The organism is Paenibacillus sp. N3/727, assembly GCF_022637315.1.
GTDB lineage: Bacteria > Bacillota > Bacilli > Paenibacillales > Paenibacillaceae > Paenibacillus_AQ > Paenibacillus_AQ uliginis.
Map to the genome: position 1 here is coordinate 529,547 of NZ_CP093336.1, position 11,500 is coordinate 541,046.

At 42.6% G+C, this 11,500-nt stretch carries 11 protein-coding genes; all 11 read left to right on the forward strand.

The genetic code is table 11. The features are described from left to right. Window positions 1–72: 72 nt before the first annotated feature. The 11 genes from MNQ98_RS02360 to MNQ98_RS02405 all read left to right on the forward strand — a co-directional run bounded on the left by MNQ98_RS02360 (window position 73) and on the right by MNQ98_RS02405 (window position 11,496). Window positions 73–339 carry a hypothetical protein gene (locus MNQ98_RS02360; RefSeq protein ID WP_241931744.1) on the forward strand — a complete coding sequence of 89 codons (267 nt, stop codon included), beginning with the start codon at window positions 73–75 and terminating at the stop codon, window positions 337–339. Window position 340: 1 nt separating this feature from the next. Beyond that, window positions 341–469, forward strand: a complete 129-nt coding sequence (locus MNQ98_RS29580; protein ID WP_277883721.1) for a hypothetical protein — start codon at window positions 341–343, stop codon at window positions 467–469. A 64-nt stretch (window positions 470–533) separates the two neighbouring features. Continuing rightward, on the forward strand, window positions 534–1,529 hold the full coding sequence (locus tag MNQ98_RS02365) for a hypothetical protein (protein WP_241931745.1): 996 nt from the start codon (window positions 534–536) through the stop codon (window positions 1,527–1,529). A gap of 543 nt (window positions 1,530–2,072) precedes the next feature. Then, the gene (locus tag MNQ98_RS02370; protein ID WP_241931746.1) at window positions 2,073–3,692 is read left to right on the forward strand and encodes an extracellular solute-binding protein; all 1,620 of its coding nucleotides are present in this window, start codon (window positions 2,073–2,075) and stop codon (window positions 3,690–3,692) included. Window positions 3,693–3,853: 161 nt separating this feature from the next. After that, a complete protein-coding gene (locus MNQ98_RS02375) occupies window positions 3,854–4,738 on the forward strand; it encodes an ABC transporter permease (protein ID WP_241933821.1) in 885 nt (294 codons plus the stop codon). Further along, window positions 4,732–5,595: a carbohydrate ABC transporter permease gene (locus MNQ98_RS02380; protein ID WP_241931747.1), complete on the forward strand. Its 864-nt coding sequence runs from the start codon at window positions 4,732–4,734 to the stop codon at window positions 5,593–5,595. Before MNQ98_RS02375 ends, MNQ98_RS02380 begins: the two co-directional genes overlap by 7 nt. A gap of 69 nt (window positions 5,596–5,664) precedes the next feature. Next, on the forward strand, window positions 5,665–7,926 hold the full coding sequence (locus MNQ98_RS02385; protein WP_241931748.1) for an AraC family transcriptional regulator: 2,262 nt from the start codon (window positions 5,665–5,667) through the stop codon (window positions 7,924–7,926). Between the two features lie 4 nt (window positions 7,927–7,930). Beyond that, a complete protein-coding gene (locus MNQ98_RS02390) occupies window positions 7,931–8,995 on the forward strand; it encodes a BtrH N-terminal domain-containing protein (RefSeq protein WP_241931749.1) in 1,065 nt (354 codons plus the stop codon). Further along, window positions 8,982–10,223, forward strand: coding sequence for an AMP-binding protein (locus tag MNQ98_RS02395; RefSeq protein WP_241931750.1), 1,242 nt, complete (start codon window positions 8,982–8,984; stop codon window positions 10,221–10,223). The genes MNQ98_RS02390 and MNQ98_RS02395 overlap by 14 nt, the downstream gene beginning before the upstream one ends. Before the next feature lie 18 nt (window positions 10,224–10,241). Continuing rightward, complete coding sequence (locus tag MNQ98_RS02400) at window positions 10,242–10,505, forward strand: phosphopantetheine-binding protein (RefSeq protein ID WP_241931751.1); 264 nt, start codon at window positions 10,242–10,244, stop codon at window positions 10,503–10,505. A 10-nt stretch (window positions 10,506–10,515) separates the two neighbouring features. After that, a complete protein-coding gene (locus MNQ98_RS02405) occupies window positions 10,516–11,496 on the forward strand; it encodes a Gfo/Idh/MocA family protein (RefSeq protein ID WP_241931752.1) in 981 nt (326 codons plus the stop codon). The last annotated feature ends 4 nt before the right edge of the window (window positions 11,497–11,500 follow it).

Sequence of the window (11,500 nt, forward strand, 5' to 3'; positions counted from 1 at the left end):
CTGTAGATGTGACATTCTTTTATTAGGGTGTGGGCGGCAAGATGGGAGCGAGTCTGGCGAGACTCGCGGCTAATGCGATTTCGTCAAGGTGGTTTGAACAAAAAGCTGATTGGGGGATTGCGTTTTTCGAATGTTGCGGCAAGAAGAGAAATGGAGGAAGCAGCAGTTCAGACAATTTTGTGTGACTTATTGTACGACAAGGCGCTTCAAGAGCTGCCGGGGGATAGAATGTCATTTATATACTATTTTCTGGGGCATGTGGCCGAGAAATACAAGGATTGTCGGATCGTCGTATTTTCCTTCGAAGCGATAACGTTCCGGAGGCGGTTCACTCATTGATTTGGCCAATGCGCTGATCCGCTCTGAAAACGGAGCTTCGATCATGGTTGATGTCAGCTTCACACTGCATGTGACGTTGAGTCCAATCCAGGACGGTGTAGAAATGATGAAAATGCTGTGTGCGATCTGAATCTTCCGAGACTGGGAAGGAATTTTTTTTGAATATAAATGCTGGTATTGCGAGGAGGTTGGATATGAAACAGAAGATCCTTCATATAACGGAAAAACCGCCGGTTATTTGCCATGATCCGCATCCTCACTCTGTCGTTCCGATGCATGAGGATTATATGAATTGGGTATATGAGAACTACATTCAAATCAGTTCCTTCAAGAATATTACGGACAGAGTGAATTTGACGTGGATTGAGTATATCTTCTTGAATGACTATTACCATAACAATCCATTTGTAGAGGTCGAGGTTTTATCTGAAGGAAATGTAACGGAATCAATAGAGGAATTGATCATTGACAGTATCAATCAACATCAATATATCGGTATCTGTGTGGACCGCTTCTATATTCAAGAACATGTGGATTACAATCTTATTCATCTCCCGCACGGTTTGTTAATCTATGGGTATGATTTAGAGCAAAAAGTGTTCTACGCGGTAGATTTTTTCAAGCGAATTTATTCATGTAAAGCGATACCTATAAACCAAATCGTAGAAGGATATACAGCCGCTACGAATGAACCGAAGGTCATGAAGTTTATTTATAAGGACAACGTCAAATATACGTTGGACATTCAGCACGTTTTTCGAGCATTGGAAGATTATTATACGTCGAGTGATCATCATATGAAGGTGAAATATTCATTGCAGCCGAGTATTCCTAAAACATTCGGTTTAGATACGTATAGGGTGTTGAAGCAGCTCTATGAGGTTACGGCCATTGAACTGATACGATTGGACATTCGCCCCCTTCATACACTGTATGAGCATAAAAAGAGGATGGTCAGCTTATTCGAACATCTGTCCAGATCTCAGATGGTAGAGATCGACCCTGACTGGATCCAAGGCTATAAGGAGATATTGAGAACGTCCGAAAGTATAAGAAACTTATTTATAAAGTATGAAATTACGAGAAACCAGCAGCACTTAGTTCGAATCATTCATTGGCTTGAACGGCTTCTGGACCGGGAAAAAGGTATCTTGGATTATATCCTTAACCGATATATGAGCACTTCCTAGGGTAAAAGGGAATTTATACATGAAGGGACATAAACGTATTTGGAACAAAGGATCAAATCCGTGTTTGTGAAATTCATTTAGAACTTTATGAAATTCTATCGTTTTATCATTTTCTACAGGCCGCAAACCCTTGATACATAAGGGGTTTTGGTAGTTATTATTAATTTGTCGTCAAAATGAACATGTTGTTGAAAACGCTTTATTTACATCGGTTGAAACCGTTTATATACTGTGGGAGAAATCAAGTTTAGTCACAAAATGAATGATGAAAGGGGAGGCTATTAGAAAGGAGGAGCCGGTAAGCTAATCGCATCCATCCAGTTATATCCGTATATGAATTGCAAGTAAGGGTGGAAATATGTTCGATTTACTAACCAAGGATGATTTCTTATTTTCTATACATATGTTCACTTTCCACCATGGCAAAAAGTAGTGATATCAAGTGATGATGGCTGATTTGATTAGGGGTAAAAATGATAACGCTTCCATTATTGAAGTTGAGCGGTTTGGTGTCATGTAATCTAATATTGGGGAGGAAAAGGAATGTCAAAGAAGCTTTTGAGTCTTGTCGTAGTGTTCACGATGGTTTTCACTGTACTGGCAGCATGTAGCGGCAACAACAACAATAATAATAATGGAGGCTCGAAGGACGGTAATAATGATGGTGCTACCAACACGGGCACAACTACCGAAGATGTATCGGCCGATTATGGCGATACGGGCGGTTTGAAGCTTCCTATTGTAGATGAGCCGGTTACATTAACCTGGATGCATTCTGGGAATGCGACGATTACCGATGAGATGCTAGTTGTGAAAGAAATTGAAAAACGTACGGGAATTAAAGTCAAATTTCAGACTTACTCTCCTCAAACTTATGAAGATAAGCTGAGAGCAACGGTCGCTTCGGGCAAGCTTCCGGATATCTTTAACGGATTGAAAGCTGCCGAATTGAAAGATATCGGCAAGCAGAACGGGGTCGTAGCTATCAATGAATACGTGGATATGCTGCCTAACTTTTCTAAACTTTATTTGGAAGAGAATCCTTGGGTGATCAAGTCCTATGGAGATCAGGAAGGTAATCTGTATACATGGCCGATTTACAAGTTGAATCGTGAAGTAAACCATGGATTTATGTATCGTAAAGATATTTTCGACAAGCATGGCATTAAGCCTTGGACGAATACAGAAGAATTCTATGAAGCGATGAAAAAGCTGAAAGAGCTTTATCCAGACAGCTATCCATATGCTTCCAAAAACATGGAGTATATTTTCAGAGATTGGTCATACGGCTGGGGAATTAGCGGAGAGAACTATCCGACTTACTATGATGAAAGCGACGTAACCTGGAAATTTGCCGCTGTGCAGGATGCTCATAAAGAGATGCTTGATTTCATGAAGAAACTTTATAATGAAAAATTGCTTGATCCTGAATTCTTGACTGATACACAGGATTCTTGGACGACAAAGATGACGACGGATAAAGCGTTCGTCACATGGGACTGGATCGGTAGATTGGAATTGTTCCCGAATCAAGTGAAGCAAACAATGCCGGAATATGATTTAAGATATACGCTTCCGATTGGTCCTACAGGGAATGTAAAATCTTTACCGGAAGTCAGCGACTTCAGCCTTGCTGTTGCGAACAATAAGAACAAAGAAGTGGCTCTGAAACTGCTCGATTACTTGACGAGTCCATCAGGAGCAGAGCTGATGACACTAGGCGTAGAAGGCGTTAACTTCGAATGGGGTGAAGACGGATATCCAGTATATCCTGAATTGTCGGATCTGCCTATCGTAGATATCAGCATTCTCGAAGATCGTTACGGAATGTGGCAGGAAGGTGCGTACTTGAGACCGAACCGCAAGAGTGTTTATTTTAAATATTCCGAAAGAGAGCAGGAAGCTCAGGATCTGATCATGAGCGATAATCGCAGGGAAGTGGAAGATCCAGTCCTGAATTTTACGGATGAAGAAGTGAAGGCTTTGTCTGAATTGCAAACCTCTCTGCAAAAAGCGGCAGAGGAGTTCAATTCCAAGTATGTACTAGATAAGAATTATGGTGACAAGCAGTGGGAAGAGTGGAAAGCAAAGGCTACCAAATCGGGCGTAGATAAAATGCTTGAAATCTTCAATGCAGCGCAAAAAAGATATGATGCTGAATAATTAGGAACAATTTGTGAAGGTGCATAGGCGCCCAGAGGTTTATTTTCTGGGTGCCTATCATTAAATAGGAGGGGAAGAATGTGCAACATCCAAGTGTCGAGGCTCGCAAACTACGCACAAAGAAACCGTTAAAACCCCGTTACGCCGCTACTCTTAAGCATATCAGGCGGGATCGACAGCTACTCTTACTCTTTATTCCATGTATTGTGTTCTATGTCGTATTCCGTTATGGACCTCTATATGGGTTGGTTATTGCCTTTAAGGACTATAGTGTGTTTCAGGGTGTTTGGGGGAGTGAATGGGTAGGACTGGAGAATTTTCAGAAATTTTTCGGTAATCAAGACTTTTGGATGCTTTTTAGGAATACGTTCCTGCTCGGCTTTTTTACATTGATATTCGGCTTTCCATTTCCGATTATTCTGGCGGTACTGCTCAATGAGGTCCGGGTGAAATGGTTTAAAAAATCCATTCAGACTTTTAGTTATTTGCCTGCATTTTTATCAGTCGTGATCATCTCTAGTATGATCATTGATTTTTTATCCCCTACCCATGGGCTGATCAATCAATTTCTTTCCTTTTTAGGCTTTGAGAAAAAGTACTTTCTCATAGACCCGAACTGGTTCAGACCGATTTATGTCATTTCTGAAGTATGGGCGACGATGGGATATCAGGCCATTATCTATTTGGCAGCCATTGCCGGTATTAGTCCGACATTATATGAAGCGTCAAAGGTGGATGGTGCGAACAGATGGCATATGATGAGACACATTACCATTCCAGGACTCATGCCTACAGTAATTGTAATGTTCATTTTGAACACAGGCAACATGTTCCGTATCGGCTATGAGAAAGTATTGCTGCTCTACAATCCATTAACCTACGATGTGGCGGATGTATTCTCCACCTATGTTTATCGGAAAGGATTATTGGAATCAAGTTACAGCTATGCTGCAGCCGTTGGGATGTTTGAATCTGCAGTGGCCCTAGTCATGCTTCTGGGAGCGAATCAGTTAAGTAAGAGGATAGGAGGCAGCGGTTTATGGTAGGAAAGCGCAAGCTATCATTTTTTAACATACTGAATACGATCATTTTGACCGGGGTGGCTATTGCCACGCTATATCCGGTTTGGTATATCACCGTGATTTCGTTCAGCGATACCGTTTCCGTACTGCAGGGGAAAGTGTTTTTGTGGCCCCAAGGCTTCAATTTCGATGCCTATATTGAAGTTCTGAAGGATGCCAAAATTCCAAGGGCTTATTTAAATACGGTTTATTATACCGCTTTGGGCACCGTTATCAATTTACTGTTTACAGCGGTCGCAGCTTATCCTCTCGCGCAAAGGGAATTTTTCGGGCGTAAATTCTGGATGCTTGCGATCATAATGACGATGTTCCTGAATGCGGGGATTATCCCAACTTACATGGTAGTACAGAAGTTGGGATTGATAGATACAGTATGGGCGCTGGTTCTGCCGAACGCCATATGGACCTTTGAATTAATTATATTGAAGAGCTTTTATGAGAATATGTCTTCTCAGATAAGAGAGGCAGCAAAGATCGACGGTGCTTCGGAATACCGCATCTTGTTCAGAATCGTCATTCCGCTTTCCAAGCCCGCACTGGCTTCCATCGGATTGTTTTATTTTATGGGACACTGGAACAGTTTCTTCCTGCCACTCATCTATCTGAATGATAAAGATATGTTCCCTTTGCAGATTGTCCTACGAGATATGCTGATCTTTAACTCAGAATCGAATGCCGCCTTGGTAGATAGAGCCGCGCTAGCGCCTCAAGCGATGAAAAATGCCACGATTGTATTGTCTATGATTCCGGTGTTGCTCATCTATCCTTTCGCTCAAAAATATTTTGCCAAGGGCGTTATGTTAGGTTCTGAGAAAGGTTAATGTCGAACTTACAAAATTAATTTGGATACGCGTCATGATTTCAACGATTATGTCGGGGGGAAGAAATCGATGAAGAGATTAATTACGAACGCGGGACTTCTGCAGATTTTCTTAGCCCTACTGATTGTCATGATGGCCATGTTTGTATCCAACTATATTGTACACCGAAATTCGATCGCGGGAATTTATGATAAGGTCAGCCAGAACAACACATTGGTCGTCAAAACGATGATACAGTCGTTCGATAACAGCTTTCGAACGATTGACAGGTTGATTCATTCTATTCACGCACTGCCATATAACAATGTTATAGAGGCAGATGGGCGTACGGATATGGCAAAGATTTATGATTTGCAGAAGAATGTCGCGACTCTCGTCTCTTCCATTGATTTTATCGAAGATGTGGTTGTGTTTTATGACAATATGGATCTCGCTGTTACGTTATACGGCACTTCAAGTCTTACGGAGATTTTTGATAATAAATATAAACACGATCTGTACGATGCGGCATATTGGAAGGAATATTCGGCCTCTCCAAGGGCGGGGAAAGTATTTACTACGGAAACCTTCAGTATTCAGAGTGAAGTCATTAATCAAAAAAAGAAAAAAGATTTAATGGTCGTTACCGCAGGCAATAAAGTTCGGCTATCCGACAAAAACATTATGCTGCTCGTTGATGCAGAGGAATGGATGAACTACGTCGATCAAAACGCAACGATTCCTGGTTCATCCTTCATTGTTCTGGATCCGAATCGTAATGTCATCATGAGTACCGATCAAGGCTTCGATTTGGTCGAGGTGCTGAACGATGTGTACTTCAATATATCTGAGGAACAATCCGTCACGCGAAAAAATTTTGAATATAACATTTACAGGTCTGATTACAACGATTTTATTTACATCGATAAGGTTCCATACCAATTCATGAACATTGACTCGGTGAATAAAGCGAATCAGACCATCATGATTACGGCAATTATCAGCACCGTCATCCTGTCTTTCTTACTTAGCATCTATCTTTACAAGCCAGTTAAGAACATTCTTCAACAGCTGGATATCGGGAATTATAAAGGGAATGATTTTCTCAACATCCACAAAGGCATTCTGCAGATCCAGACGGAGAATAAGAGGTTGAGAGATCAACTGAATGCGCTTGACAGAGAAATTCGCAGAGCTGCTTTTCTCCGTTCTTTGGATGAATATGCGGAGCCGAGCGATTATGAGCATTTGCTTAAAGAATATTTGTCGGGGTTTTATTCCCATAAGCAGTTTGCTATGGTGCTCATCCATTTGCAGTCTAGGGAATCGGATTGGAATCGCAACGTACATGTTGAAGAAATGGGAGTAATGTTAGCAGGCGGACTGAAACAAGAGCTGTTTGATGTTCCCGTGTTCCATATTGGAGGCTTATATTTTGTAGCCTTGGTCGGGTTGGAAGGTTCCGCCGCGAGGCATACCTTATTCAAACAATTACGTTCGTTTACTTCCCGAATGGAGAAAGGGTTAAAGCATTACACGATATGGTCGTGCGTAAGCAAGCTGTATGCGAGTGAAGCGGCTAATTTCAAACAAGCTTATCGGGATGTTTCTAACGGAGCGATTTATCGCAATGTAAATGATAAGGTTTCCGTAACGGATGTGGAGCAGATCGAGTATACATGTGGAATCTATTATCCTTTAGAGAAAATGGAAAAGCTCTGTAATTATTTATTAAGTAAAAAAGTGACAGATGCCGTTAAGATCGTAACGGAAACGATCCAAGAAAATATGAATCGCAACATTCATTGGCACCAGCTGCAGCATGTGGCGAAAGCGATGTTTTACGATATGCTGAGGTATACGGGAAACAGCTCAGCGGACAGTAAGGCTTTGTATCAATTGGAGATGGACTTTCTGCTTCAACTGGAGGGGGCTGCCCATCATAGCGATATGGAGCGGGCTTTGGTGATGGTCGCGAAATATTTGGCGACACAAAGCAAAGGCGAGCAGAAGAGCAAGCTCGATCCTGCCTTCATCTCCCAATATATCAATCTGCATTACATGGAAAATTTATATTTGGATCGAATGGCAGAAGTATTGGGTACTTCTCCGAAATACTTCTCCAATTATTTCAAGAAAACATTTGGTGTGAACTATGTGGAGTATTTGAATAAAGTACGGCTTTTTCATGCAAGAGAGTTGCTTAGGGATTCGAATTTAACGATTGCAGAAGTAGGGGAAAAGACAGGGTATCAGAATTCCTCTACTTTCACGACAACCTTCAAGAAATACTTTGGTATATCTCCAAGCGATTATAGGAAAAAAACAGTCCTTAAACTATTTGGAGTGTGATGTCATGGAGAAAGCTCTTCCTGTTACGTACCCAGCAATTGATGCATATAACAATATTGCCAACGTGCTTTCTATTATTCAGGGAGATCACCGAGTTGCAGAATGGCTCCACAGCCATTTTATTCAGCTGTACCATGATAAGTCTTTCGAGGACGGTTTTACATTAAGCTTTTACGCGCCTTATCTGATAAAAACATGCCCATGGCTGGATACTCAAATCGTGCATAAAAGAATAGTAGAAAAGGGTTGGGACGACATCACTCGCTTTTTAATCGATTGCATCGATTCGGGCTGTTATGTGATTTTGATCGTGGACCAGTTTTATATCCCCAATTCCTTCTATTACCAAACATCACACCGTCCTCATGAATTGTTTGTATATGGCTATCATTTGGGGAACGAGGAGTTTTATATTTCTGACAACTTCGCAAGCGGAAAATATAAAAGACTTGCGTGCTCGTTCGGGGACATGAGAACAGCGTATACCAAACTTTTGCCGGAGATGGAACTCAATTACAACGATTATAACGGAACGATGTTTGTACTGTCTAAAAAAGAGTTGGCAGAGCCGATTCCTTTTCACCTGCAGCTGGTCGTTCATCAACTGGAAGATTACCTGCATGCTAAAGACTCCTCTGCTTCTGATCAGACGCTGTATGCTCATTACAAACCGAATCGGAGTTACGGACTGCAGTGCTACAGTAATCTGATCAAGTACGTGGGCCATGTATGTGATTGTCAAGAGTACTTGGATATACGTCCATTTCACGTCATTTATCTTCATAAGAAGCAGATGTGTTCTAGAATAGAATTCATGCAAACGAAAGTTGACTTGTTGAGTGGCGAAGACTTAAAATCTCATTTCTCTGAACTGGAGAAGACGAGCTTAATTACTAGAAATTTGGTGATGAAATATAATTTCTCCAATGATCCTAGTCTAAAAACAGGGATTATAGATCAATTGGAAACGATTGTGAGTATAGAGAAGTTGATCGTTCCTCAGCTTATCGAACAAATCAAGCTTGGCTTTAAATTGGAAGCGGGAGGGGAAGGATATGCTGTTCGTTAATAAGGCCTTTTTCACTTCATGGGATTTCAAACGGGTCCAGCGTCACATTTCCCAGATGCTCTCAAGCAGCCAAATCACCGGGCATATCATCGCAGCAGCACTAAGAGATCCGATCGAAATCATCGCTTTGGTGAAGGAAGTCATTCATGCTGACGGCTCTATTTTGCTCATGAATGGGGACACACCGAAGGGACAAGCGGTACAATCAGCGCAAGAAGCTGGCTGCCGAGCTTTGTTTCATGGCTCTCTTCAAGAGGGACCTTACTTGCTGAATGGCAGATCTCAAATGGATATTCCTTCTCTGCTTCAATTTAGTTCAGGTACGACGGGGAAGCCCAAGGTGATCAGAAGATCTTGGAACCATGTGGAAAGGGAGATCGCACATTATAACGAGGCTTTACAATCCGATTCAGCGGAACAGCCGATTGTACTCGTTCCGGTATCTCATTCCTTCGGGTTAATTACAGGCGTTCTTTCGGCCTTAGAGCGAGGAGCGGTTCCGATTGTGATAACGGATAAGAATCCAAAGTTCGCAGCGCATCTGATTCAGACCACACCGACCTCGATTGTATATGCGGTTCCGTATTTATTTCATATTCTGCAATCCATCACGAAAAATAGTATTTCATTCCACAAGGTAGTAAGCTCGGGGGCGCCGTTAACAGGGGCTCTTTTTGAAAAAATGAAAAACTGCACGCAGCATGTTTATCAGCAATACGGTTGTTCGGAACTAGGATGTATTGCGATCGGTTCAGATCCTGCATCGCATGCGGATGTGGGAACACCACTGAAGCATCTGATGGTAGAGGCGGAAGGCAGCGAGAAGGAGCCGGGAGAAATTGTCGTTACGATGGACGAGTGCACCGTTCATACCCATGATGCGGGCTGGAAGAACGCCGAGGGAAGATTGCAATTGGCAGGACGAATGGATGATTTGATCAATGTCACAGGCTTGAAAGTCATACCGTACGAGGTAGAACAGGTTCTGTTCGGCGTAGATGGAGTGGAAGAAGCAGTGGTGTATAAGACGCGACATAAGGTTTGGGGTGAAGCGGTGAAAGCGATGGTCGTAGCTTCGTCTCATAGTATTACCCCAGAAATGTTGAAGCAGCGTTGTATGGAGCGACTGCCTAACTACAAGGTTCCAAGCACGATTGTTGTGGTACAAGAAATCCCTAAAACCGCTGCCGGCAAAATTAGCAGAAAGCTGTTGTCAGAACAATATTAATGGATGGGAGTAGATCATATGAGCAGAATTGAAATTTTGGAAACGCTAAAAACGATGATTGTAGAAAATTTGGAGCATACTTTGCCGGATGAGATACATGAGTCGGACCGAATCTATGAAGATTTAGGGATTGATTCCATTATGGTGCTCCAGTTAGTGGTCTATATGGAGGAGGAATTTCATGTCGAGGTTCCCGGGGAAGATGTGGATCCTGCCGTATTCGAGACAATCGGATCGCTGATTACGTTTATTGAAGAACTGCAAGCTGCGCAAACTGCATAGGAGGCCGGCGATGAATCATATTATTAAGCTTGGAATTGTAGGCTTTGGGAGAATTGTTGAACTGGTTCATTTGCCGCTGATCAAACAAATACCGGAAATTGAAGTGTCTGTTGTGTATGACATTACTGAGCAGCGGCGAGATTTGGCTACAAAACGAGGGTTTCGTACGACGGACAAGCTCGAGATCTTGCTCGAAACGGACGTGGATGTCGTTCTCGTCTCCACCCCGCCGAATTCCCATTATGAGATCGCAAATCAAGCTCTTGCTTTCGGTAAACACGTCGTTATCGAGAAGCCGGTGACCATTCAATATAGTGACGCCGTAGCTCTTCAGCAGACTTCGGAGCGAGTTGGAAAGTCTGTAACCGTGTTTCACAATCGAAGGTTTGACCCTGATTTTAAGCTGGTTCGCCAGCTTATCGAAGATGGATTGTTAGGTAATCTGTTATTTGTAGAGCGGCGGCATCACATGTTTGGATCGGGAGGCAGCTTCGGAGTGAAATCATTCCATCCGGGCTGGCGCAACACGAAGCAGTACGGTGGTGGGGCTCTGTATGATTGGGGAATTCATCTGATTGATCAGCTTCTTCAGTTAAAAGCAGGAGAGGTCAAAGAAATTCACTCTTTCATGCATTGCTATGAATGGACTCAAAATCAAGTAGATGACTATGTTAGAGCGAGTCTGGTGCTGGATAACAGTGTCGTTCTCAACATGGAGGTAAACTTTGCTTCCTATAGCGCTGCTCCAATGTGGGTTGTGGGTGGCGATCAGCGGACGGCCGTCGTGGTCTCACCGCAAGAAGCGCTTCTCCTTGAGAAAGGAAAACCGGATCAAAAACTTAACCTTGAAAGCGCTTCAAGGACATCGGCTTTGGCGATTTATCAATCGTTGGTAGAGCACATTATTCATGGCAGTCCCTTGGCCGTAACATTAGAGGAAGCCGTTGAAAATATGCGTGTGGTTGACGCGATCATGATGAATAGGCAGTAGACAG